22 protein-coding genes are annotated in these 24,879 nt (G+C 60.0%); 12 read left to right on the plus strand and 10 right to left on the minus strand.

The window, feature by feature from the left end; translation table 11 throughout:
* Positions 1–81: 81 nt before the first annotated feature.
* Genes H4P12_RS08690 through H4P12_RS08700 form a run of 3 tightly spaced genes read right to left on the minus strand, consistent with a single transcriptional unit; the run spans position 82 to position 1,862 of the window.
* Positions 82–1,344, minus strand: a complete 1,263-nt coding sequence (locus tag H4P12_RS08690; RefSeq protein WP_187793237.1) for a lytic murein transglycosylase — start codon at positions 1,342–1,344, stop codon at positions 82–84.
* Between the two features lie 30 nt (positions 1,345–1,374).
* Positions 1,375–1,524: a hypothetical protein gene (locus H4P12_RS08695; protein WP_187793238.1), complete on the minus strand. Its 150-nt coding sequence runs from the start codon at positions 1,522–1,524 to the stop codon at positions 1,375–1,377.
* Entirely contained in the window at positions 1,521–1,862 is a 342-nt protein-coding gene (locus tag H4P12_RS08700) for a hypothetical protein (RefSeq protein WP_187793239.1), read from the minus strand. Before H4P12_RS08700 ends, H4P12_RS08695 begins: the two co-directional genes overlap by 4 nt.
* Positions 1,863–2,463: 601 nt before the next feature.
* On the opposite strand from H4P12_RS08700, the gene wrbA reads away from it, so the two are divergent.
* Together wrbA and H4P12_RS08710 are read left to right on the plus strand one after the other, a co-directional pair.
* The gene (gene wrbA, locus H4P12_RS08705; RefSeq protein ID WP_187793240.1) at positions 2,464–3,063 is read left to right on the plus strand and encodes an NAD(P)H:quinone oxidoreductase; all 600 of its coding nucleotides are present in this window, start codon (positions 2,464–2,466) and stop codon (positions 3,061–3,063) included.
* Between the two features lie 128 nt (positions 3,064–3,191).
* Entirely contained in the window at positions 3,192–3,662 is a 471-nt protein-coding gene (locus H4P12_RS08710) for a YbaK/EbsC family protein (protein WP_187793241.1), read from the plus strand.
* Here the strand turns inward: H4P12_RS08710 and H4P12_RS08715 are convergent, their stop codons facing one another.
* Positions 3,663–4,448: an alpha/beta hydrolase gene (locus tag H4P12_RS08715; RefSeq protein ID WP_187793242.1), complete on the minus strand. Its 786-nt coding sequence runs from the start codon at positions 4,446–4,448 to the stop codon at positions 3,663–3,665.
* Positions 4,449–4,507: 59 nt separating this feature from the next.
* Here H4P12_RS08715 and kynU point away from each other — a divergent pair, with 59 nt between their 5' ends.
* From kynU to H4P12_RS08735, 4 genes are all read left to right on the plus strand, one after another.
* Positions 4,508–5,698: a kynureninase gene (kynU, locus tag H4P12_RS08720; protein ID WP_187793243.1), complete on the plus strand. Its 1,191-nt coding sequence runs from the start codon at positions 4,508–4,510 to the stop codon at positions 5,696–5,698.
* Between the two features lie 63 nt (positions 5,699–5,761).
* Positions 5,762–6,844 carry an efflux RND transporter periplasmic adaptor subunit gene (locus tag H4P12_RS08725; RefSeq protein WP_187793244.1) on the plus strand — a complete coding sequence of 361 codons (1,083 nt, stop codon included), beginning with the start codon at positions 5,762–5,764 and terminating at the stop codon, positions 6,842–6,844.
* On the plus strand, positions 6,841–7,947 hold the full coding sequence (locus H4P12_RS08730) for an efflux RND transporter periplasmic adaptor subunit (protein WP_187793245.1): 1,107 nt from the start codon (positions 6,841–6,843) through the stop codon (positions 7,945–7,947). Before H4P12_RS08725 ends, H4P12_RS08730 begins: the two co-directional genes overlap by 4 nt.
* Positions 7,944–11,024, plus strand: coding sequence for an efflux RND transporter permease subunit (locus H4P12_RS08735; protein WP_187793246.1), 3,081 nt, complete (start codon positions 7,944–7,946; stop codon positions 11,022–11,024). Before H4P12_RS08730 ends, H4P12_RS08735 begins: the two co-directional genes overlap by 4 nt.
* A 51-nt stretch (positions 11,025–11,075) precedes the next feature.
* Here H4P12_RS08735 and H4P12_RS08740 read toward each other — a convergent pair whose 3' ends face one another.
* Positions 11,076–12,050 (minus strand): bile acid:sodium symporter family protein, encoded by a 975-nt coding sequence (locus H4P12_RS08740; protein WP_187793247.1) that lies wholly within the window; start codon positions 12,048–12,050, stop codon positions 11,076–11,078.
* 29 nt (positions 12,051–12,079) lie between these two features.
* Positions 12,080–13,657, minus strand: coding sequence for a gamma-glutamyltransferase (gene ggt, locus H4P12_RS08745; protein ID WP_187793248.1), 1,578 nt, complete (start codon positions 13,655–13,657; stop codon positions 12,080–12,082).
* A 143-nt stretch (positions 13,658–13,800) separates the two neighbouring features.
* On the opposite strand from ggt (H4P12_RS08745), the gene ggt (H4P12_RS08750) reads away from it, so the two are divergent.
* Positions 13,801–15,456 (plus strand): gamma-glutamyltransferase, encoded by a 1,656-nt coding sequence (ggt, locus tag H4P12_RS08750; RefSeq protein ID WP_187793249.1) that lies wholly within the window; start codon positions 13,801–13,803, stop codon positions 15,454–15,456.
* A 10-nt stretch (positions 15,457–15,466) separates the two neighbouring features.
* Positions 15,467–16,426 (plus strand): 2-hydroxyacid dehydrogenase, encoded by a 960-nt coding sequence (locus H4P12_RS08755; RefSeq protein ID WP_223115741.1) that lies wholly within the window; start codon positions 15,467–15,469, stop codon positions 16,424–16,426.
* Positions 16,427–16,428: 2 nt separating this feature from the next.
* On the opposite strand, the gene H4P12_RS08760 is transcribed toward H4P12_RS08755, so the two are convergent.
* Positions 16,429–17,781 (minus strand): HTTM domain-containing protein, encoded by a 1,353-nt coding sequence (locus H4P12_RS08760; RefSeq protein ID WP_187793250.1) that lies wholly within the window; start codon positions 17,779–17,781, stop codon positions 16,429–16,431.
* 92 nt (positions 17,782–17,873) lie between these two features.
* Between H4P12_RS08760 and H4P12_RS08765 the strand changes: the two genes are divergently transcribed.
* Complete coding sequence (locus H4P12_RS08765) at positions 17,874–18,230, plus strand: DCC1-like thiol-disulfide oxidoreductase family protein (protein ID WP_187793251.1); 357 nt, start codon at positions 17,874–17,876, stop codon at positions 18,228–18,230.
* A gap of 47 nt (positions 18,231–18,277) precedes the next feature.
* Here the strand turns inward: H4P12_RS08765 and H4P12_RS08770 are convergent, their stop codons facing one another.
* The 3 genes from H4P12_RS08770 to H4P12_RS08780 form a co-directional block, all read right to left on the minus strand.
* The gene (locus H4P12_RS08770; protein ID WP_187793252.1) at positions 18,278–18,553 is read right to left on the minus strand and encodes a hypothetical protein; all 276 of its coding nucleotides are present in this window, start codon (positions 18,551–18,553) and stop codon (positions 18,278–18,280) included.
* A 98-nt stretch (positions 18,554–18,651) separates the two neighbouring features.
* Positions 18,652–20,448 (minus strand): monovalent cation:proton antiporter-2 (CPA2) family protein, encoded by a 1,797-nt coding sequence (locus tag H4P12_RS08775; protein WP_187793253.1) that lies wholly within the window; start codon positions 20,446–20,448, stop codon positions 18,652–18,654.
* A gap of 162 nt (positions 20,449–20,610) precedes the next feature.
* Positions 20,611–21,474, minus strand: a complete 864-nt coding sequence (locus H4P12_RS08780) for a hypothetical protein (RefSeq protein ID WP_187793254.1) — start codon at positions 21,472–21,474, stop codon at positions 20,611–20,613.
* 173 nt (positions 21,475–21,647) lie between these two features.
* Between H4P12_RS08780 and H4P12_RS08785 the strand changes: the two genes are divergently transcribed.
* Genes H4P12_RS08785 through H4P12_RS08795 form a run of 3 tightly spaced genes read left to right on the plus strand, consistent with a single transcriptional unit; the run spans position 21,648 to position 24,826 of the window.
* The gene (locus H4P12_RS08785) at positions 21,648–22,229 is read left to right on the plus strand and encodes a DUF6931 family protein (RefSeq protein WP_246449059.1); all 582 of its coding nucleotides are present in this window, start codon (positions 21,648–21,650) and stop codon (positions 22,227–22,229) included.
* A gap of 9 nt (positions 22,230–22,238) precedes the next feature.
* Positions 22,239–23,480 (plus strand): type VI secretion system-associated FHA domain protein TagH, encoded by a 1,242-nt coding sequence (gene tagH / locus H4P12_RS08790; RefSeq protein ID WP_187793255.1) that lies wholly within the window; start codon positions 22,239–22,241, stop codon positions 23,478–23,480.
* Positions 23,480–24,826 (plus strand): type VI secretion system protein TssA, encoded by a 1,347-nt coding sequence (locus tag H4P12_RS08795; protein ID WP_187793256.1) that lies wholly within the window; start codon positions 23,480–23,482, stop codon positions 24,824–24,826. Before tagH ends, H4P12_RS08795 begins: the two co-directional genes overlap by 1 nt.
* Positions 24,827–24,879 lie beyond the last annotated feature (53 nt).

Here is a 24,879-nt window from a genome sequence, read left to right on the forward strand (position 1 = left end):
ATGAAAAAATCTTGGGCAGTTGAGGGGTTTCGTTAAAAAAAGGCGGCCAGATGGCCGCCTTTGATTGTATTGTAAACGCTTTTAACGGCGCAGCTGACCCAGCAGGATCGAGGTCGGGTAGCCGTCGGGTGTGACGCCGATGGATCGCTGATAGGCGGCAACCGATTCCATCGTGGCCGAACCGAACAGACCGTCGATTTCACCCTGATAGAAGCCCTTGGCCCGCAGGCGCTGCTGGATTTCCTGACGCTCGGACGTGGATAGCGGACGGTCATTGCGTGGCCACGACCCCTGAATGCCGGCGCGTCCGGCGATCCGCTCGCCCAGGAAGGACACGCCAAGCGCGTAGTTGTCAGAGTTGTTGTAGCGCAGCAGCGAGCGGAAGTTGTCCAGGATCAGGAAGGCCGGACCGTTCGCGCCCGCAGGCATGATGATCGAGCCGTTGCCGCCCGGCAATGCGCCGCCACCGATCCGGGTCACGCCTTGCGATGCCCAGGTGCCGCTTGGTTTGCGGGTGCCCTTGCCGACCTGGCCCATGTTGAAGCCCGAGGGCAGGCGAACCTCGGCCCCCCACGCTTCCCCGCGACGCCAGCCATTGCGGGCCAGATAGGCTGCGGTCGAGGCCAAGGCGTCGGTCGGATCGTCGGACCAGATGTCGCGACGACCATCGCCGGTGAAGTCGACGGCGTATTCCAGATAGGACGTCGGCATGAATTGGGTGTGGCCCATTGCCCCGGCCCAGCTACCCAGCATGTGTTCCGGGTCTGTATCGCCGGCTTGCAGGATGCGAAGCGCCGCGATCAGCTGGTTCTGGAACATCTCACCGCGGCGGCCGTCATAGGCCAGCGTGGTAAGCGACGGGATGATCTGCATCTTGCCACGGTTTGCGCCGAAGTTTGATTCCATCCCCCAGACGGCCAGCACGATTTCACGCGGCACGCCATACCGGCTTTCGATGGCGGACATGGTGCGATTCAGCTGCGATGCTTTTTCGCGACCGGTGTTGATACGCGAATCTGACACGGCGCTGTCCAGATACAGCCAGACGGGGCGCGAAAATTCGGCCTGCTTGCGATCCAGACGGATCACATCGGGATTATAACGGGCAAGCCGCATCGCGCGGTCATAGGTCCCGGCCGACACACCCGACGCCAATGCGCGCGCGCGGAAGGTCTGAACAAATCGCTGCAGGCCAGCCTCATCCCCCGCTGAAGCGGCCGGGATCGGGGTGGGCTCGATGCTTCCGCCCGAGGACATGCCTCCCGGGCTGCGGTTCATCGGGCTTGCGCAAGCGGCCAGCGCGCCCACCAGCGCGGTGGTCAGAATGATGCGGGATAATTTCATGGGATCGCCTGTTTGTGACTGCTTCGGTTATTATTGTGAAGCAGTGTAACGAAAGCGATACTGGTTGAATAGAGCAACATCGGCCTGTGGCGCGATGATGCCCAAGAGATTCACGCTGACTTTGCGCAGTTCGGTGACGATGTCCGGCGTCGGTTCAAAGGTCGGTTCAAAGACCGTCAATGCAGAATGTCGTCGTCCCCTTGTGACCCTTCACAGCCCTTAAAGAAGGGCTGCATATGGGCGATGATGACCGAGTTTTCATCCCATGCGCGTTGCATCAGTGCGCGTTCATCGTCATCAATTTCATGCCCTTCGGTCAGTCGTTCGTCCAGCGTGCCATAGCCTGTGACATCCAGCGGGGCCAGATCGGCTTGCTTCAGAATGGCGACGGTTTCACGAACGGCCTCTGCCTCGTCCTTGCCCGAGGCGTAACAGATCAGTGCGGCTCCTGTCGCTCCATCGGGTAAACCGTCACCTTTGGTGCGGCCGACCTGCACGAGCAAAGTATAGACGTTCATGACCGTTCCTTTCAGGACGCGCTGTGCGTCGGCCCTTGTTTTAACCGCAACAGCGGGCGGGTGGAACCGGGGGGCTGGCGAAAGAGCATAGCAAAAAAGAGACGCCCCGCGGGAGGAGGTGCGGAGCGTCTCCCTGTTGTCGCCCTGTCTTTGCCTGTGCGGCCAAAGCAGAAGCGACCGTCCTGGTTTCGAAACCTGCCGAGGCGACCCCCCCGGCCTCTTGGCAGATTTCGATACCATCCGAGCAGGATGCGGTCCTTGCGTATCAAAGTCCGATTACGTTTTCCGCAACCAGCATGACTGACAACGGAACGCGACAATCGGCGGAACAACAAGCTTTAGGGCCGAATGGGCTTCTGAAATGAACATAATAGGCTTTACAATGATCGCGGCTCGGAGTGCCTGATGGACAGTTTCAATTGTATACACGAATTTGCCAGCGTAAAGGGTCCATGATCCACAGAATGTATATTTCGTTGCAAAGCGACAGGGCGCGGATCGGAAGCATCGAACGCCGGGTTTCAAAAACAGGGACTCTACACAGGGTTCCGATGCAGCATAGAAACGGGAAAAGATTCTCGGACTGTGAAGGAACAAACAGATGACCAAGGTACTCGTTCTTTATTATTCGGCTTACGGACATATCGAGCAGATGGCGGAAGCCGTCGCAGAAGGTGCGCGTGAAGCGGGTGCAACCGTCGATATCAAACGCGTTCCCGAACTGGTGCCGGAAGAGGTCGCCAAGAATTCTCATTATAAGATGGACCAGGCTGCACCGATCGCGCAGATTGCCGATCTGGAAAATTATGACGCGATCATCGTGGGCACCGGAACGCGTTTTGGCCGCATGACCGGTCAGATGTCGAACTTCCTTGATCAGGCTGGTGGCCTTTGGATGCGTGGTGCGCTGAATGGCAAAGTGGGCGCGGCCTTTACCTCGACCGCGACCCAGCATGGCGGTCAGGAAACCACGCTGTTCTCGATCATCACCAACCTGCTGCATTTTGGCATGACCATCGTTGGTCTGGACTATGGTTTCCAAGGCCAGATGGACAATTCCAAGATCGTCGGCGGTGCGCCCTATGGGGCGACGACCATTGCCAATGGCGACGGCAGCCGTCAGCCCGGCCAGGAAGAGTTGGACGGCGCCCGCTATCTGGGCCGCCGCGTGGCGAATACGGCGGCGAAACTGTTCGGCTGAGCTGATCGGAAATCTTGGGAAGGGCGTCGGGATTGCGGCGCCCTTTTCGTTTGCTGGTGTGTCGGCTGACAGGCTTTCACCCGTCGCGCCGCCCGATTACGCTGGGCTCATCGATGGATGGGGGCAAAATGAGCAAAAGTCTGAAACGAGTGAAAGCCGCACTGGAGGCCGCGAATGAACCTGTCGAGGTGCTGGAAATGTCTGAAAGCACCCGCACCGCCGAAGACGCTGCCCGCGCCGCGGGATGCATGGTCGATCAGATCGCCAAATCCATTATCTTTCGCGGCGAAGATACCGGGCATGTTGTTTTGTTCCTGACCGCGGGCGGCAATCGTGTCGACGCAGCCAAGGCGACGGCGGTCGCCGGGCAACCGCTGGGCAAGGCCGATGCCGATCTGATTCGCGAAGAAACCGGGTTCGCGATTGGTGGCGTCGCCCCCGTTGGTCACCTGAATCCGGTGACGGCCTATTTCGATCCGCGATTGCGGGATTTTCAGCAGGTCTGGGCCGCCGCCGGCACGCCGCGACATATCTTTGCCATCGCGCCGGACCGTTTGCTTGCCATTACCGGCGCGACCGAGGCCGATTTTACCGCGTAGTCACGCCACCAATCTGCGGGTCAATGGGCTGTCGGCGCGGGTCAGGCTGTCGAGCACGGTCATATGGTTCAGGCGCGGTTCCACAACATAATCGGTCGCGCTGCCCAGACCTGCCCAGACATCTGCAAGCAAACGGGCCTGACGCAGAAATTCGGGCCGTTCATCGCCGCCCACCCAGCAGGTCACGGCAATGCCTTTGCGAGGGGTCAGGAAGATCGGGCTTTCCTGTCGGGCTTGCTGTTCGTTCAGTCCTATGAGGCCATTCATTTTGGTGCGCATGATCGGACGCAGATCGGCGATGGGCGATATTGGCACGCAGGCCCGGATGCGGCTCGCAACATCGTCGGATAACAGATCACCACAGATCAGACGCGCCGCCAGTTGGCCACCGGCGGAATGACCCGTCAGCGCAATCGGGCCGTTGGTCTGGCTGGCGGCAACGGATACTGCCTGCGCAACCTCGATCGCCATATCTGCCAATGTCGCTTCTGGTGCCAATCTGTAGGTCGGCATGGCGACGGCCCAATCATGTGCAAACGGTCCAGCCGCCAGATGCGACCACAGGTCGGGATAAGGCTCGGACCAATAGCCGCCATGGATAAAAACGGCCAAGCCTTTGGGCCCGCGATCCGGTACAAACAGCCTGCCCGCACCCAATGGCCGGGACGGATGCGCGTCGCAGAAAGCGCTGGCCGCCTGCTGCATGCGCTGGACGATCCGTTCGGCATCGGGGATATAGGCAAAGTTGGAATAAGCGTCATCCCAGTCTGTCACGTGATAGGGCATGGCTTGGTTCTCTTTTCATTTCCGGGAATGTGGTGGTTTGTTCTGCCGAAGGAGGGGATATGTCGACCGATTTTACCACTACGCGCCGGGCATTCTATTTGCCAGATGGTGTCACCTATCTTGATGGAAACTCGCTTGGCCCCATGCCCTTGGCCGCCAGACAGCGCGTGGCCGATATGATGGCCGATGAATGGTCGCAGATGCTGATTACCGGTTGGAACAAGGCAGGCTGGTATGTGCAGCCGCGCCTGGTTGGTGATCGCATCGCACGGCTGATCGGGGCGGGGGCGGGGCAGGTGGTGATGGGCGATACGCTCTCCATCAAGGTTTTTCAGGCCGTCAGCGCTGCCCGTGTCCTACGACCGGACCGCCGGGTCATCCTGTCGGACAGCGGTAATTTCCCTTCTGACCTTTACGTCGCTCAGGGTTTGGCCAAGGCCGTTGGCGCGGAATTGCGCGTCGTTGCCCCTGAAGATGTCGAAGCCGCAATCAATGATGATCTGGCGGTCCTAATGATTACCGAGGTGGATTACCGCACCGGGCGTCGCCACGACATGAAGGCCCTGACGGCGACGGCGCATCAGCATGGGGCGCTGACAGTTTGGGATCTGGCCCATTCGGCCGGTGCCGTGGATGTCGACCTGTTGGGCGCGGACGCGGATTTTGCGGTTGGCTGCACCTATAAATATCTGAATGGCGGGCCGGGTGCGCCTGCTTTTATCTGGACCAATCCACGGCTGGCTGAACAGGCAGAGCCGATCTTGCAGGGTTGGATGGGCCACGCCGCCCCTTTTGCGTTCGATATGGAATATCGTCCGGCACCGGGGATCGAGAGGATGCGGGTCGGAACCCCACCGGTGATTGCCATGACGGCGTTGGATGCGGCGCTGGACGTTTGGGACGGCGTGGATATGGCAGAGCTTCGCGCCCGATCAATTGAACTGACCGAGGCTTTTATTGCCGGGGTCGAGGCGAATTGCCCTGATGTGACACTGAACTCGCCCCGCGATCCGTCATTGCGTGGCTCTCAGGTCAGTTTCCGACATCCGCATGCCTACGCGGTCATGCAGGCGCTGATCGCACAGGGTGTCGTTGGCGATTTCCGCGCCCCCGATGTTCTACGCTTTGGATTTGCGCCGCTGTATAACGATCCAAGCGATGTTGCGCGGGCGGTCGATATTTTAGGCAAAATCCTGCGTAGTGGAAGTTGGGACAGACCTGATTTTCATCAAAAAGCCGCTGTGACGTAGGGGCAGGGGGGCTTGTAAAAGCCGCCGCCGCTGACAGATTGTGAAAAAACAACAGGGCATGCCATGAGTGATTTTCGGCTGAGGAGACCGCTTGCCGCGATGGCACTGGCTTTCCCTCTTGCGGTCGTCGGGGCCAATGCGTTCGCCCAGGACAATCTGTTGCGCGTCGAAATGGTCGAGGCGACGGACGAACCGATTCTGGTCGACTTTCAGCTTTCCGGCACGATCGAGGCCAAGGACAGTATCGAGCTTGGCTTCAAGCAAAGTGGCCGCGTCATCGAGGTTCTGGTCGACGAAGGCGACTATGTTCAGCCGGGACAGGCTTTGGCCCGGTTGGAATCGGTTCAGCAGGATCAGGCGTTGCAAGTGGCAAGGGCCAGTCTGGCCGCCGCCCGCGCCTCGGCCGAGCAGGCGACGCAGGCAAGCGATCGTGCCAAGGCATTGTTGGCCCGTGGTGTCGGCACCCGCGCTGCGCGCGACGCTGCTGTTCAGGCTGAATCCGAAGCGAATGGTGCGCTGGAAAGTGCGGAAAGCAATCTGGATCAGGCGCAGCGCGCCGTCGAAGATACGGTGCTGCGCGCCCCTCAGGAAGTGGTTATCACGGCCCGCGATATTGCGCCCGGGCAGATCGTCGGCGCGGCACAGCCGGCCTTTTCCATGGCGACGCTTGACGGGCTTGAGGCTGTTTTCGAGGCTGCCGATCATCCACGGCTTGATGATGCATTAGGCTCGGACGTTCGGTTGACCACGCTGGACATCGATCGTCCGCCCATGTCGGGGAAGGTTACTGAAATCTCTCCCTTGGTCGATCCTGACAATGGAACAGTGACGCTGCGCGTCGCGATTGAAGGCGCACGTTCGGATACGGCGCTTCTTGGCGCGGCGATCCGGGGAAATGTCGACATTGCCGTGGATCGAGGGATTTCCGTGCCGTGGACCGCGCTGATGCGTCAAGGTGATGGTGCTGCGGTGTGGATCGTAGACAAGGACAATACCGTCTCTTTGACGCCCGTCACGATCAATAACTTTGTTGACGGGATGGTGCTTCTGTCCGACGGCATCCAGCCGGGGCAGATCGTTGTCGGCGCGGGATCGCAACTGCTTTATCCCGGCCGTCAGGTCCAGAAAGCCGAGGTGCTGCCATGATGATTGCCCGCGCACTCGCCGCCGCGATCATCGGTATCGCTTTGACCGCCCCCGCTTCGGCGCTTGGCCTGCCAGAATGGCTGGACTTCAGTTCCAAGGCGCAAGACAGCGGCCCGCCACGCCCGATTGTCAGCGAAATCGTCGAAGGTCATGGTGAGGATGCGCGCTCTGTGCCGGGATCGGTGCAATCGCGAACGCAGGTCGAGATGGCCTTTCAGACGCTAGGCCGGATGGTGGCACGCAATGTCGATTTGGGCGACCGCGTCGAACAGGGCGATGTCCTGGCCGAACTGGCCAGCGAAGATCTGACCGCATCGACCCGTGCCGCCCGTGCCGCCGTCGACGCGGCCCAGGTGCAGAATGAAACCGCGCAGCTGACGCTGGAACGGACGCAGGCACTGGCGCAGCGCAATGTCGCCTCGACCGCCCAGCTGGAGCAGGCGCAAAACGCCGCCGCATCTGCCGCGGCGGGGCTGCAGCAAGCGCGCTCTGAACTGGTGCAGGCGCAGGATGCCGAAAGCTATGCCACGATGATCGCACCGTTTTCCGGCGTGGTCAGTGCCGTCTATGAAGCACCCGGTGCCGTCGTCAGTGCCGGTGCGCCGGTGCTGAAACTGTCCGCGGACGATCGTCGCGAAGCGGTGATTGATCTGCCGGAATCGGCGCTGGTCAGCCTGCCGCAGAATGCGTCATTCACGGTCTGGCAGCGGACGGACCCGCAGAACATCGTCCCGGCCAGATTGGATCGCATCGATCCGATGGCCGATTCCGCCACCCGGACGCGACGCCTGTATCTGACCTTGCCGACCGATGCTCCTTTCCGGTTAGGGGCTTTGGTGCGTGCGCGGCTTGGCACGGAATCCCAGCCGGTGATCACACTGCCCGCCGCCGCCGTGTTGGAACAGGACGGCGGCTCATTCGTCTGGCGTGTCCAGCGTCATCAGGATGGAGCCAGCGTCGAAAAGGTCCAGATTGCCCATACCCCTTCCTTTCAGGGACGTCTGTCCGTGGAAAGCGGCATCGAACCCGGCGATGAGATCGTCGTCCGGGGAATTCATTCCCTGTCCGAAGGGCAGCAAGTCGGCCGGAGGGTTGAACCTTGAAGCGTTTTAACCTGTCCGATTGGGCGCTGCATCACCGCAGCTTTGTCTGGTTCCTGCTGATTATCTCTCTGATCGCCGGAACGCTGGCCTATCTGAACCTCGGGCGCGAGGAAGACCCGAATTTCACCATCAAGACCATGGTGATCGGCGCAGCGTTGCCCGGCGCGAGTATCGAAGAAACGGTCAAGCAGGTCACGACGCGGATCGAAACCAAGCTGGAAGAACTGGACGAGCTGGACTTTACCCGCTCCGTCACCATGCCCGGACAAGCCGTCGTTTATGTCGAGCTTTTGCCCACCACGCCTGCTTCGGAAGTCAGCAGAATCTGGCAGCGCGTGCGCGAGATGATGTCTGACATCCGTGCCGATTTCCCAAGCGAATTTTCCGGCTTCGCCTTCAACGATGATTTCGGCGATGTCTACGGCAATATCTACGCTTTCACCGCCGATGGATTTACGCCCCGCGAATTGCGTGACCGGGTCGAAGACATTCGCAAACAGGTCAGCGCGTTGGATACCGCCGGCAAGACAGAGTTGTTGGGCGAGCAGGAAGAGCAGATATTTCTGGAATTTTCGGCCGCCCGGCTGGCGGCGCTTGGTCTGAACCAGCAGCAGGTGATGAATACGCTGGCCCAGCAGAACGCGATTTCCCCCTCGGGTGTGATCGAGGCTGGGCCTGAACGTGTTCTGGTTCGTGTCGATGGTCAGTTCGACGACGCCTCTGCCATCGCCGCGGTGAACCTGCGTGTGGGCGAGCGTTTCTTCAATCTGGCCGATGTGGCCACGGTCACGCGCGGTTATCAAGACCCGCCGGAAGCCCTGTTCCGCTATGGGGGAAAGCCCGCGATCGGCCTGCAAATCGGCATGCGCGATGGTGAAAACATTCTGGAATTCGGCGAGGCTTTGGATGCGCTGATGGCGCAGGTCGCGGCCGATTTGCCGGTCGGCATCGACATGGCCAAGGTCGCCGATCAGCCGCATGTCGTTGACGAGGCCGTGGGCCACTTCGTGCAGGCGCTGGCCGAGGCTGTCATCATCGTGCTGATCGTCAGCTTTGTCAGCCTGGGTTTCCGTGCAGGCTTCGTGGTGACTCTGACGATCCCACTGGTTCTGGCGATTACATTTGTCATTCTGGACCTTTACGGGATCACGTTGCAACGTATCTCGCTGGGCGCGCTGATCATTGCGCTTGGGCTGTTGGTTGATGACGCCATGATCGCAATCGAGACGATGATATCGCGCCTGGAAATAGGTGAGACGCTGGAAGCCTCGGCCAGCTATGCGTGGACTTCGATTGCATTCCCGATGCTGACAGGCACGCTGGTCACGGTGGCCGGTTTCATTCCGATCGGCCTGAACAACTCTGCCGCGGGTGAATTTACATTCTCGCTATTCGTCGTGATCGCAGTGTCACTGGTGATTTCGTGGATCGTTGCCGTGTTGTTCGCGCCGCTTCTGGGCGTCACGTTCCTGAAGGAAAACATGGGGCATCACGAACAGAAAGCGGGCTGGCTGCGCCGCCGTTTCCACGATCTTTTGCTGACCGCGATGCGTTTCAAGTGGGTGACGGTGCTTGTGACCTTTGCACTGTTCGGGTTTTCGGTTTTCGCGATGCGCTTTGTGGAACAGCAGTTCTTCCCGACATCCGACCGGACCGAGGTGATTGTCGATATCAACGAACGTCAGAATTCATCGATCACCAAAACACGCGCCGATATGGACAAGCTGGAAGCGGCGCTGAAAGGCGATGATGATGTGTCGTTCTGGACCTCTTATGTGGGGCAGGGGGCGCCGCGCTTTGTGCTGTCGATGGATGTGCCGACGGCTGGTCCGCAGATGGGTCAGATCATCATCCAGACGCCTGATCTTGAGGCGCGCGACCGTGTGAAGGCCAAGTTGAATGATCTGGCCGCGCGTGAATTTGCGGGCGTCGATATCTATGTGAAGAACCTTGAAATCGGCCCGCCTGTGGGCAAGCCGGTCCAATACCGTGTCAGCGCGCCCAGCGTGGATGAGGCGCGGGATGCCGCCCGTGGGCTGGAAACCGTTCTGGCGGGCGAGCCGCGCCTGCGCGATATCGCCATGGACTGGAACGAACCGGCGCGGGTCGTCCGTCTGGCGGTGGATCAGGATCAGGCCCGCCAGTTGGGCGTGACCAGCGCGGATATCGCCGATGCACTGTCGGCGCTGTATTCCGGCAAGACGGTCACGCAGTTGCGGGATGATATCTTTCTGGTCGATGTGGTCGCACGCGGAACGGAATTGGACCGTGAATCGCTGGATTCGATCCGCGATCTGCAGTTGAGCCTGGCAGATGGCAGCAGCGTGCCACTGTCTGCACTGGTCGCGCTGGATTATGGCACCGAACAGCCCTTGATCATGCAGCGCGACGGCCTGCCGACCGTGACGGTCAAGGCGGCCATCGCAACCGACGACCAGCCCGCAACCATGGTGACCGCGCTGACAGACCGCGTTGCCGAATATCAGGGCAGCTTGCCGGCTTCGGTCAAGATCGAGATTGGTGGCACGGTCGAGTCATCAGCCGATAGTCAGGCACCTATCGCGGCTGTCGTGCCCGTCATGTTGTTGATCATGGCCGTTCTGGTCATGATGCAGATGCAAAGCTTCCGGTTGTCGCTGATCGTATTCGCCGCGGCCCCCCTGGGCTTGATCGGTGTCGTTGCAGTCCTGGTGCCGTTCCGCGTGCCGATGGGCTTTGTGGCAATTCTGGGCATTCTGGCGCTGATCGGGATCCTGATCCGAAACTCGGTCATTCTGGTGCATGAAATTCAGGAATTGCTGCACAAGGGCCGATCTCAATGGGATGCCGTGTTCGAGGCATCAGACAGTCGGGCGCGTCCGATTCTGCTGACGGCGGCGGCGGCCTCGCTGGCGTTGATCCCGATTGCGCGACAGGTGTTCTGGGGACCGATGGCCTATGCCATGATGGGCGGGATTATCGCGGGCACGCTGATCACGCTGGTCTTTGTGCCGGCGCTGTATTGCGTTGTGATGCGCGTCTCGCCGCCAACAGATGCGCCGGAGCCGTCGACGAAACAGGCAGCTCAGCCAGCCTGATCCAACACAACGAAAAGGGGTCGCGTCGCTAGTCACGCGATCCCTTTTGCTTCAGGTCAGAGCAGCGACATTCTGGGCAGCTTTCCTTTGCGCAATGACCGCACAGACCAAAAGCTGGATCATGTGGAACAGCATCAGCGGCAGAATAATCGCTCCGACCTGTGACGCCGGAAAGATCGCTGTTGCAATTGGCAGTCCGCTGGCAAGGCTTTTGGTCGATCCGCAAAACAGCAGCGTCGTGCGATCCGGCGCGGGCAGATTAAAAAAGCGCCCTGTCAGCACCATCAGCCACATGCTGATTGCCAGAAAGACGCAGATTACCGCGCCCAGCAGCAGCAGCCGGTTCAGCGGGATCGCGGACCAGATACCTGCCACGGTTCCCGCACTGAAGGCCGAATAGACGATCAGCAGGATCGATCCGCGATCAACAATCATGGTCAGAAACTTATGGCGCAGAATAAAGCCGCCGATCCAGCGGCGCAGCAACTGGCCAAGGACAAAGGGCAACAGGATCTGCAAGGCAATCTTGCTGATGGCATCGGTGCTGATCCCGCCGCTTTGATGCAATATCAGCGCCATCAGGGTAGGGGTCAGCACAACCGCGACCAGATTGGACAGGGATGCCGAACAGATTGCGGCGGGCACGTTGCCGCCCGCCATCGCCGTAAACGCAATCGAGGATTGGATGGTTGAAGGCAGCACTGACAGAAACAGGATGCCCAAGGTCAACTCTGGTCCAAGCTGGTCCCCCATTGTCCACGCGATCAGCAGGCCAAGAACGGGAAACATCACGTAAGTCGCCAGAAACGACAGGGATTGCAGGCGCAGATTCATGAACCCCGCCCGCACGGATGCGGTATCCAGCTTGGCGCCATACAGAAAGAACAGCAGCGCGACGGCCCAAAAGGTGATCTGCCCAAGGATTTTCGCACCGATGCCCTGGGCGGGCAGGATCACTCCAAGTGCCACCACGCCGATCAGCAGAAACATATAGGTGTCGATGCCAAATCGTCTGAGGAATTTCATTCATTTCTCCTCGGGCTTTGAAGCCCGCATCAGAATCCCAGGGCCATGCCGTCTTTGCGGCTGTCCGACCCGCCTTCAAGCAGCCCGTCATCGCGAATGCGGATTGCCTGACCGCCGCCCATCGGGCTTTTCAGGACGTTAAGCTTGTGCCCCCGGCGTTCCAGATCGGTTCGCACGTCTTGCGATACGGTGGGTTCGATGTCCAGCCTGCCTGCGGTGGCGAAACTGCGTGGTTCGTCAATCGCGGCTTGCAGGGACAGTCCGCGATCAATGACGCCAGACAGGAACTGTGCATGGCCCGTGGCCTGATACTGCCCGCCCATGACCCCGAACGGCATCACGGTCCGCCCGTTTTGCGTGACCATGCCCGGAATGATCGTATGCAGGGGGCGTTTGCGCGGGCCGATGGCGTTCGGATGCCCGTCGATCAGGCGGAAGGACGCGCCACGACTTTGGAACAGCACCCCGGTGCCGGGGTCGCGCAGCCCAGACCCGAAGCCTTGAAAGATCGAGTTGATAAAGGACACGGCATTGCCCTGATCGTCGACGACGCACAGATAGATCGTGTCCTTGTGTTCAGGTTCGTCCCACAGGACCGGGGGCATGGCGCGGTCCATGTGGATGCGCGCGCGCAAGGTGGCAATGGTCTGCTCGGCCAGCAGCGTTTCGACCACATCTGCACAATCTTCGGGATCACCGACCAACGCATCGCGGTGGTGGTAGGCCAGTTTGGTTGCTTCGGCCAGAACGTGGATCCTGTCGGCTTCGGACAGGGTCGCCAAGTCAAAGCCTTCCAGCAGTTTCAGGATCAGCAGCGCGGCTACGCCCTGGCCGTTCGGCGGGCATTCATGCACCTCATACCCGCGATAGGTGGCGCTGATCGGGTCGTGCCAGGTTGCACCGTCCTTGCCGTCGGCGAAATCCTGAAGCGTATGCAACCCGCCAAGGTCGCGCAGAAAGGCGACCATGCTTGCCGCGGTATCGCCTTCGTAAAAGGCGGAGGGGCCAAATTCCGCGATCTGCTGGAACCGTTGCGCCAGCAGGGGCTGCGCGACCTGATCGCCCGGTTGTGGCGGGTGGCCGTCAGGGGTCATCGCGGCGGCGGCTTCGGGTGACAGAACGTGCGCTGATCCGGCCCAGTCCTGTGCAACGCGCGGGGTGACGCGGAAACCGTCCTGAGCATAGTCAATCGCGCGTCGGAAAATCCGCGGCAGGGGCAGGCTGCCGTGATCGCCATGCAGGCGGCTCCATGCCGAAACGGCACCGGGCACGGTGACGGCATGAGGGCTTTGGTGTGGGATTTCGTCTGACAGACCGGCCTGCCTCAGGGCATCAAGGGTGGCGGCGGCCGGCGCGCGACCAGAACCGTTCAGCGCCTTAACCCTGCCATCTTTCGGCGCATACAGAACGAAACAGTCCCCGCCGATTCCGGTCATCAACGGATCAACGACCGCCTGAACAGCGGCTGCCGCAATCGCCGCATCGACGGCATTGCCGCCGCTGGACAAGATCTCCAACCCGGCACTGGTTGCCAGCGGGTGCGAGGTCGCAATCATTGCGCGCCCGGTCAGTGTTGGGGGGCGGTGCCCAGAAAGGAAATCAAACATGCCGCTCCTCCGTTCATGATCCGTCATGCGATCAATGCCAGCCTTTGCGCAGATGACAACCCCGTTGATGCATCATCGGGGGCTTTCGCGGGCGATCATGGACGCCTAACATCCGGTTGATTGCGACAAACCGGGAATAACGCGTGACCAAGCAATTGCCGTTCACCTGCGAGAAGCGACCGGCCCTGGGCAGTCTGGGAGTGGTGGTCACGAACTCCCCCCTTGGCACGGCGGCGGGCAACGAAATGCTGGCTTGCGGCGGCAATGCAATAGACGCAGCCGTGGCGGCGCTGCTGACGTTGACGGTGGTCGAGCCGATGATGGTCGGAATCGCGGGGGGCGGGATATCGCATATCCGTCTGGCGGATGGGCAGCATATTGTGATCGACGCGCTTTCCGTCGCGGGCCAGGACGCGCGGCCGGATATGTTCACCCCCATTTCCGACAGCCCGCCCGATTACATGGAAACCCACGGACGCCGGAACCGGGTCGGCGCATCTGCGGTTGCTGTGCCCGGAAATTTGCGCGGGTGGTGCCTGATGCAGGAAAAATACGGACGCTTGCCATTTGCCGACGTGATCGAGCCTGCAATCCGCGTCGCCCAGCGTGGCTTTACCGTGAGCAACTATCTTGTTGGCGCCGTGCGCGAACACGAGACCGATTTGCTGGCCGATCCCGAAATGGCACGAATGTTCATGCCGGATGGAAAGCCCATTGCTGCAGGCAGCCGCCTTGTCATGGGTGATTATGCCGAAAGCCTGCGCCTGATCCGGGAACAGGGTGCGGCAGCCCTGCATGAAGGGCAACTGGGCCGCGCGTTGGTTCAGCGATTGGCAACGGGCCGGTCTGATGCGGGGCATGTGACGCTGAATGATCTGGGTGCATATCGCGCCATAGAACGCGAGGCGATCTTTGGTGACTATCGCGGTTACACGGTCACGGGTCCGCCACCGCCGGCCAGTGCGGGCGTGCATGTGACGCAGATGCTGAACATGCTGGAGCATTTCGATATTCGCGCGATGGGCTTTGGCAGTCCCGAAAGCCTGAACCTGCTGGCCGGGGTGATCCGCGTGGCGTTCGAAGATCGCAATGCAGCCTCTGGCGACCCCGATTTCGTCGATGTCCCGGTCAAGAAGTTTACGTCCAAGACCTATGCGCAGAAATGTTTATCGCGGCTGCGGCGAACCGAAGATGCAATCCCGTGGATGGGGCATGAAAGCCATGACACGACGCATCTGACGATTGCCGATGCCGATGGGAACATCGTGTCGGCCACACATACGATCAACGGGCTGTTCGGCGCCTGTATCATGGTTCCGGGGACGGGGATTATCCCCAACAATTATATGCTGAACTATGATCCGCATCCGGGCCGGGCGCTGTCGATCAGGCCGGGCAAGCGCGTTCCGACCTCGATGGCGCCAATGATCGTGTTGCGTGATGGCAAGCCCTGCTTTGCGCTAGGCCTGCCGGGGGCGGTGCGGATATTTCCGTCCGCGATGCAGGCCATCGTCAATCTGATCGACCATGGGATGACCCTGCAACAGGCGGTCGAGGCGCCCCGCATCTGGACCGATGGGCCGCATGTCGAACTGGAACCCGCCTATGCCCCGATGAAGGATGCTTTGCAGGCGATGGGCTATGATGTGCGGCTGGTCAAAACAATCGGCGGCGGCATGAATGCGATCGGTTTCGGCGGTGACGGGATGCTGACCGGGGCCGCCTGCTGGCGTGCCGATGGGGTGGTGATGGCGCAAAGTGGTGGTCTGGCGCGTCCCGGTGTGCGCTTCAGGATATGAAGGGGGGCGAATGACCAAGATTGTCTTGCTGGATATGGCGAATGAAGCGCGGCTGGACCGAATCAGGCCCTTTCTGCCCGAAGGCTGGCGGCTGACGACTGCACATTCGAATGACGAGGCGGATCAACTGGCCGCGCTGCAAGGGGCCAGCTTTGCCATTACCGGCGATGTGCCGGTGACAGCAGCGATGATGGCCGTGCCGGGGCTGCGGGCGATCCATAAGTGGGGCGTTGGTTATGACGGGATCGATCTGGGGGCCGCGCGACTGAACGGCGTGCGTGTGCTGCGCACGACCGGATCAAATGCCGTGGCGGTTGCCGAAACGACTTTGGCGCTGATTTTGGCGGTGAATCGCAACATCGTCCGCGGGCATATGGGCATCTCTCGTGGGGAATGGCTGAAATCGGCGGTCGGTCCTACCTCGGTCACGCTGTCGGGGCGAACGGTGGGGATCATTGGCATGGGCTATATCGGCAAGGCGCTGGCGCGTTTCCTGCAAGGGTTTGGCTGCAAGGTGATCTATAACAAGCGGACCCCATTGGGCATGGCCGAGGAAGCCGAAATCGGGATCAGCTTTGCGTCGCTGGAAGATTTGCTGTCAGGATCCGATGTGGTGACGCTGAATTGCGAACTGAACGCATCGACCCGCAATCTGATCGACCGCGATCGGCTGGCGCTGATGAAGCCCGACGCCATTCTGGTGAACGCAGCAAGGGGAGGCGTGCTGGTCGAGGCCGATCTGGCCATGGCGATCAGGCAGGGACGTCTGCGCGGGGCGGGCGTCGATGTGTTCTCGATCGAGCCGATCCTGCCCGACAATCCGCTGATCGGGCTGGATCGCGTGGTGATAACCCCCCATCTGGCGGCGCTGGCGGCCGATGGCTTTGCCGCCGGACTGATCCGAATCATGAAAAATTTTCAGGCGGTCCAGCGTGGCGATCAACCGCAGGCGATTGATATTCTGGTCTGACGTCAGTCCTTTCTACGGTTATCCGCGACGCCCCAAACAGGGATCTGCAATGGCAGCACCCAGGAATCGGCCGCGAAGCGGTTGATCTGCACCTGTGTCAGATCGGTCATCGGGTCGATGAACGGCTGGCAGGGACGACCATTCAGGGATTTGCAGATCTCGGCGCTGACAGCGACATCGTAACCATGGTCGCGCCATTCCGCAGCAAGATGATTTGCGAACTGATGAATCAGATCGGCCCGGACCATCATCTTGCTGACCTGCCGTTCCGTCAGCACCGCATGGGGATCGACAATCCATTCCTGATGCGTGTTTCGGTCGGTGACGATGAAAGCTCCTTCGGCCCAACGGTCATAGATCCGCATGCGCCATGAAAAGCGATGCCCGTCGCCGCTCCAGCGGGTGTCCGAGGCGAAGAATAGCCCCCGGAGTGGCAGGAACAGTTGCAGGATGATCCACAAGGCCATTGCCGCCAAAACCAGCGAGGGCAGCGGGGTTCGCGTGGTTGGTTGAATGGTCTGGAATGATTTTCTGTTTTTGGAAATAAATCTTAAGGGCCAGTCTGGTGCGAAGAAAATCGTCGAGGCGGCGATGGTCAGCCAGGGAAAAATTCCGATGTTAAAGAAAAACGCATTGGCCGCATGAAAGGCGCAGTAGGTGATAAAAACCGGCAACCGCGTGCGCGGGTTCAGCAATAATGGCGCACCGATCACATGCAATGCAATCACACCCCAGCTGGCGGCAAGAATAAGCCAATCGTGCTGAAACAGCGGCTCGGCCCAATGCCCCTGCGAGCGGTCGCGAAGCCACAGGCCCAGAGGTTCGCCCGCCAGCCAGTCGGGGGTCAGCTTGACCAAACCTGCATAAATCAGGACGATTTCGGTCTGCAGGCGCAGCATGAAGATTGCGGCATAGGGGACGGTGTCGTTGTGCCGTCGTCGCCATGCATCCAGCGACCAGACACGGGCAGCGGGCATGAAGCACAACAGCACCAGATACAGGATCACCAGATAGAAATGGTTCAGGTATTCCGCTGCATCCAGCAGGAAGAAATAGCTGAACAACAGCGTCAGGGCGATAATCGCCATGCGATAGAACAGCCCCAGCATGACCAGCATTGCCGCCACCCCGACACCCAGCCATGCGACGTGTATCCACGGTTCGGGCAGCGGTTTTACCCACGTGAAGCCCGGATAGCTGAAATGAAAATCCGGCTGCACCCAATAGCGCCATATCCGGTCATGCCGGATAAAGCGGCCACAATCCCACAATATCAATCCGCCCAGAAAAATCCGAAACACCGCCAGCGAATAGGCCGGAACCAGACGTGGCAAAAATGGTGCGGCGATTGACATGGTTCACCCTGACACAAGCTGCGTTATGATGGAAATACGTCGCGCCGCGGGTGTTATTCCCGACGACGGTCCCCTATCCAAGGTGTCGCAGGATGAGCATTGAAATCTTTTACGACGGCGAATGCCCGTTCTGCAGCGCCTATGTCAGGATGCTGAACCTGCAACGGAATGTCGGTCAGGTTGATCTGATCGACATGCGCGCGAATGATCCCCGGTTCCGGGCGCTGGTCGATGACGGTCTGAACCCGAATGCCGGGATGGTTGTCCGCTATGGCCAGACGAACTATGTGGGCGCCGAGGCGGTTCGCATATTGTCAATCCTGTCACAGAATGGCGGCGCGTTTACCTGGCTGATGCGATCGCCCCACAGGGCCGCGATCATCTATCCGGTCTTGCGCGCATGTCGGAATGGCGCGCTGCGCCTGTTGGGGCGAAAGCAGATCACCTGATTGAAAAAGCGCCAACCTTTCGGATTGACGCTTTCGTATCTGGCCGCTCAGTCGTCGTCATCGTGCTCCTGATGCCAACGGCGATCATCATCGTCATCGTCATCGTCGTCATCATCGCGCGAAAAGGGATGTGCTTTGTGCCGGTCGTCATAGCGATGGAAGTAGGGCCGTCGATCATCACCATCGCCCATAAGGTGCCGGGCTGTGCTTTGGCTGATGATGTCCCGAATGACCTGATCCGTAAAGAATGGATCGGCATTCACCGAAGCGGGCAGGGCGATGCCCATAAATCCCACTGCAGTCAGAAGATGGATCGGCTTCATGGCGTTCTCCTGCAATTGTCGCGGCGCAATTCCACCGCACAGGAGATACGGGCCGGACGTCGAGTTATTCCGGCCGGCCCGCAAAATTCACCAGAGGGTCAAGGATGGTTTTTTATATCCTTGTTGCCGATCAGCATGGTCACCCCTGCCTGCAGCCCCGATACGCATTCAAGGGCAAAGCGGTCTGCATCGCGCGACTGCATGTCCTTTATCAGGTCATCGGCGTCCTCCGGGTCCTCACCAAGTCGCAGCAGCGCCTCTCGGCCAATTTCGAACGAACTCATCAAGGTTTCACGCATCTGATAATCGACGTTCAATGCCGTAAGTTCTAACGCGTGCTCGCGGTCAAAGGCACGGACGATGACCGGCACCAATGGAAATTCCTCTTTGACCAGCTCGACGATCTTGGTCGTGGCTTCCTTGTTGTCGATTGCAACAACGATCAGGCTTGCCTTGGCGGCGCCAGCGGCGTGCAGGATATCCAGCCGCGACCCGTCCCCATACCAGACCTTGAAACCAAAATTTTCAGCCTCTCGGATCACTTCCGGATCGGAATCGATCAGCGAAATGCTGTGCCCACGGGCCAGCAGCGGTTGACTGACAATTTGGCCCACGCGACCAAAGCCGATCAGAAGAACGCTTGCCTCAAGGTCATGCGCGACCTCGACCCCGTCCATGCTGACCGCGCCCTTCGGCATGACGCGATCCAACAGCATGATCATGAACGGCGTCAGGACCATCGAGACGATGATGATCGCGGTCAGGGTCGCATTCCATTCAGGGGTCAGGATGCCGAATTGCGTGGCGGTTGAATACAGGACGAAGGCAAATTCACCGCCCTGCGCCATCATGATCGCACGTTCAATCGCCTCGGATCGAGACGCGTGGGTAAAGCGCGCCACAAGATAGATGACCAGCATCTTCAACAGCATATAGGCCAGGACGCTGATCAGGACGATGTCCCAGTTCGCTGCGATGACATTCAGATCCAGCGCCATGCCGACGCCCAGGAAGAAAAGGCCCAGCAGCAATCCACGGAACGGTTCGACATCGGCTTCCAGCTGATGGCGGAACGACGATTCCGACAGCAACACGCCAGCCAGAAATGCGCCCATCGCCATCGACATGCCGCCCGCCTGCATCAGCAGAGCGGCGCCCAGCACCACCAGCAGCGCCGCTGCGGTCATGACTTCGCGTGCGCCGAAGCGGGCAAGAATGCGGAACATCGGATCAAGCAGATAGCGGCCGATCAGGACCAAGGTGACGATTGCCGCAATGCCGATGCCAACGCTGATGAACCGGTCGGCCAAAGTGGCTTCTTCCCCGCCCGGCGCCAGAAATGCGACCAAAGCCAGCAGCGGCACGATCGCCAGATCCTCGAACAGCAGGATGGCAACCATACGCCGGCCTTTTGGCTGCGCCAATTCCCCCCGTTCATCCAATATCTGCATGACGATGGCTGTTGATGTCAGCACAAAGCCGGCGCCTGCGACAAAGCTAGCCGAAGTCGGATAGCCCAGCAAAATGCCGACCCAGACCAAGGTGGCCATGGCCAGTCCGACCTGCATCAGGCCCAGACCAAAAATCTCGCCCCGCATGGCCCAAAGCCGTGATGGCTGCATTTCAAGGCCGATGATGAACAGAAACAGCACAACACCCAGTTCGGCGACATGGATGACGGATTGCGGATCGTCGAAAAAGCCAAAGCCAGAGGGGCCGATGGCAAGGCCCGCTGCCAGATAGCCCAGAACCGATCCCAGGCCGATACGTCGAAACAGCGGAACCGCAATGACTGCGGCGGCCAGCAGGATGGCGACAGCGGTGAAATCAGCGCCGCCCGCATGTTGTGCAACACTTTCTGCCGCATGCGCGGCTTCCGTTACTTCCGTCGCCATGCTTCCGTCTCCTTGTCTTAAGGCGCCTGAAGGCCAAACTGGTTAAGGTGGCCAAATATCGCGGCCAAGCTGATCTGCGCCGTCAGCGATTGCCAAATTGCCGGGTAACCACCTTGCTTCATGCCAATCTTAACAGCGGGTTATGATGCGGGTTTGCAACTGTCAGGGCTGACAACCTTCCAGCAGTTTCATCAATGCGGCGGCATCCTTGTGAAAGCGATCCATATGAGGACGCAAGCTGGCCTCTAACTGGGCGCGTGAGTGCTGCAACCCGTTGCGAATTTCCAGCCGGCGGTTAAAGGCGCCCTCAACCTCGCGTCGGTAGGATGCCATTGACCGAGATATTCCTGCCGCTGCGCTGATGCGTTTCGCGACCGGATTGCCTGCCTTTTCGGAAGCGTCGATTGCATCGGCATTCGCCTGGACGACCGAGGCGATTGTGTCGACGGTCGCTTCGATCGACCGGCTGCTGCGTTCACCATGACCTTGCGCCGAGGTCGTGTTTTCGTAACCGTTCCACAGCGAAAGGATGGTGTCGGCCTTGCCCTTTCCATAGGCAGCCCCGACGCTTTCGGCTTTGCTATGTGTCAACAGGCGATCCAGAACGGTTCGCACCGTGTCTGACGAAACGCCCCGTTCGCGTATTACTGCATCAGCCACGGTAATACCGTCGCTGATCGTCTGAGTTCCATCTGCCAGTTTGCGGGCAACTTCGCCGTTCTTCTGGTTCAGGACGCCAAGAAAATCGGCGGCCAGATCAAGTGATGCCAATGAGGTTTTATGGATAAGATCGACAACCAACCAGGCACGTCCTTCCCGATCCAGCTTATCAAGCTCATTCAGCAAGGTGCGGTATTCACGATCGGCGGCCGACGCGAGGTTGCGGATGTTTTGCAACTTTGCCCGTGTATCCAGGCATTGCTGCGGCGTCAGGATGCGATTGCGACGGGCGCTGTCGGCAAAGGAAATAGGCGTTTTGCGCGGATCGCGCCGAAGTGGTCGGATGATGGGCACAACACTGGACATGAGCAATCTCCTTGGTGGCGATGCTAGCCACACTGGCAAACCATGTCGAGACGGCGATATTCCCGCAAAAGCGCAATTGCGCATGTGGTATCGTGTCTTGCCAGTTCCGGGTTGCGCCTGCGGACGGGTTTTCCCATAATCCGCGGCGAGATTGATTGGGATGTTTAATTTTCATGATGCCTGTCGAGGCCGATGAGATCACCAGACGGCCAAGAAGCAGCCTGCGGGCTGGTGCGCCTGTCGAGCATTTCAGAAATCTGCCCCACCTGCCCGAGCTGGTCAAATTGCGCCCGCAAGAAGAAGAGAGCGGACTGCGGTTTCTGTCGCGGCTGCGTTCATCGACCACGCCGGAAGAGGCTGTGACCTATACCGCCTTTGCGACGGTGCCGACCGATGCGGCCGGATGGGGATATGAATGTCTGCGCCTGATGGCTGATTACCTGCAGCCGCAGGAACGCTATATGATGGAGTTGATTGCGGCATGGCTGGCCAATCCCACGACGCGCCAGCGGCACGACATCATGCGAGAGGCGCTCTGGGCACCCGCGCGTGGTCCTTCGGTGTTGCTGGGGTTGGCGGTCGGCTGGTCGACCGGCGGTCCGGCGCCGAATGATCCCGAACCCGTGCCGCTGCACAAGACGCCTGTTGCCATCAATGCGGCAGTGCTGTCCTGTCTTGCAAGAGTCCAGCTGGGTCAGCGTTCACTGTATCTGGCGCGTATTCTGGACATGGCCGAGACACTGTTCAGGACATAATAGCCCGATATGAGTTTGACACTGCAAATCGAGAATTTCCACGTGCTGGACGATGGCGGCCCCGTCAGCGTTCTGGTGCCGGAAACCGGCTTGCAGATTGGGCGCAGGTCCGGGATGGGATGGGTGCTGCCCGATGCCAGCCGCTATATCTCGGGTCATCATCTGGACGTGGCTTTTGATGGCAAGAGATGGTGGCTGCGCGATGTGTCCACCAATGGCACTTTTTTGCAGGGGCACCGGCACCGGTTGGATGGTCCGCATGCCCTGTCGCACGGGGATCGCTTTCAGGTCGGGCAATATCTGATCGTCGCCATTTTCGACATGCCTCAGGGCGGCGCGGTGATGTCGCCCGCATCGCTGCCCGAACACCGCGTCGACCGTGTGGTCGATGAGGTATCAGGCGACGATCCCTGGGCTGTCGAGGGGGGCGCATCGCCGCCAATTGATGTGTCGCCCGTTGACCGCGCTGCCCGGATGCCTGATTTTTCTGATGATTTCATTGACTTGCCGCAACCGCCGCCTGTGGCCGAACCCGACCCGCGTGACGCGTCGCTGGCGCCGCAGGCTGGGACCGGTCCGTTGCAACAATTGGGCGGCCCGCAGGTTTCCCCGCAAAATATTCCGGGTAAGGCAAAGGAACCCATTGCCGCGCCGGACAAGGCAGAGCCATTCTTGCTGGGCTTTTGCGCAGGCATCGGATTAGAGCCAGGCGCCGCCGCGACGGTCGATCCTGAACAATTCGGCCGCGCAGTGGGTGAAACGCTGCGGGTCGTGTCGCATCAGTTGATGGCTGCCTTGCATGACCGGGCAGCCGCACGGCACTTCACCCGCTCGGGCGAGCGGACGATGCGGGGGGCGACGGACAACAATCCGTTGAAGTTTATGCCGGACGGCCCGCAGGCGCTGGATGCGCTGTTCCTGCGCCCGCGTGCGGGGTTTCTGACTGGCGCGGCTGGCTTTGATGAAGCATTGGGTGATTTGCGCCGCCATCAGGGCGCGTTGTTCGCGGCCTTGCAGCCCGCGCTGATCGCGTTGCTGGAAGATCTGGACCCCGACAAGATCGAGGCCGACATAAAAGGCGGCGGACTGGTCGGAAACCGCAAGGCAAAGGCCTGGGACGGCTTTGTTGCCCGGTGGGATGCGAAGACCGCCAGTGAGAATGGTATTCTGGATGAATTTATCCGCCTGTTTGCCGCCGCCTATCGCAAGGCGGATGAGCAGGGCGGTTCGGGCGTATCAGGAGACAGATGATGGCCAACGAAGACCTGCTGAAACCAGTTTCGGAAGATCAGCCGGTAGGTCCGGACCTTGAGGCCATCGATGATAGCGCGTTCGTCGAATATTACTACGAGGCAGAATCGCGCCTGCCAGAACGGTATTTTGTTCCGGGATCGGTTGGCGACGGTCGAGAGGATCGCCTGTTCGATCCCCGCTCGATTGATTTACGGGCCGAGCAGTCGGCGATTTCCGCATTGCTGCAACGCAGCCGCGACCTGCGTCTGATCAGCCTATTGGCGCGATTTCAGATTTTGGCGGGGCGTTTGCCGGATTTCGTCGCTTCGCTTGAGGTGATGGCCAGTATGCTGGCACAGTGGCCTCAGCAGATCATACCGCCGCTGTCCGGTGGCACGGCCGAGCGTCGCAGCGCAATCGAGGCGTTGAACAGTCAGCCTGCGGTTGTTGCGCCGCTGATGCATCTGGCGTTGCTGCCAAATGCTGATGTTTCGCTGCGCCGCTATCTGGTTGCGTCGGGCAGCGTCGAGCCGCGATTGTCGGAAGATGGCCTGGCGGGATCGGATCAGACAGAACCGCTGCGCTCGGACGCCAATCTGCGCCATGTTCGCGTGACACAGGATTTGCTGACCCGCGCCGCTGACGCGCTGTTCCGCATTCAGCGGATTTCGTTTGAAAAGGATGGGGGTGCCTTTAACGCCGATCTGGGTGCCGTGCGTGGCACCATAGCGGATATTCAGTCGATGATTTCGACGGCCCGCCCCGACGTGCGCGGCTGGTCCGAAAGTAATGTGCCCGCATCGCCGCCGGAAATCGAACTGCCACCGGCCGAGACCGTCGCGGGTGGCGGATCAGAGGTGCCTGCGACGACGGCTGCGACCACAGTTCCTCCGCGCGGAGTGCCGAACCGTGCGACCGCGGCAGTCGCGCTGGACGTTGCGCAAACCTGGCTGGCTTTGAATGAACCCTCATCGCCTGCACTGATCCTTGTGGCTCAGGCGCGACAGTTGGTCGGCGCGCCGTTGGTCGAGGCGATACAGGTGTTGATGCCCGACCGCGCCAATAACGCCGTCCTGAACATCGGGCAGGGCAGCGGCTTCGCACTGGATATGAACAAGCTTCGCGAATTGACCAAGTCGGGGTTGGAGAACAGTCAAAATCCCGAAAGCCCGACTGTTCAGCCGAAACCGATTCTGCAGCGCAGTGATTTGATTGCACAATTGATCGGCGTCGAAGGCTATTTTACTACGCAAGAACCCGCCAGTCCGGTTCCTTTGCTACTGGCAAAAGCGCGCAATATGTTGGATAAGCGTTTTGACGCAATTATGGCAGAACTATTTGTTCCTCCAGTGGCGTCAGTTTGATTTTTGTTGCGTGATTTGGATTGACTCGACCGAATAAGCGCGTTCTCGTATGT

Source organism: Paracoccus amoyensis, assembly GCF_014490725.1.
Classification (GTDB): Bacteria; Pseudomonadota; Alphaproteobacteria; order Rhodobacterales; family Rhodobacteraceae; genus Paracoccus; species Paracoccus amoyensis.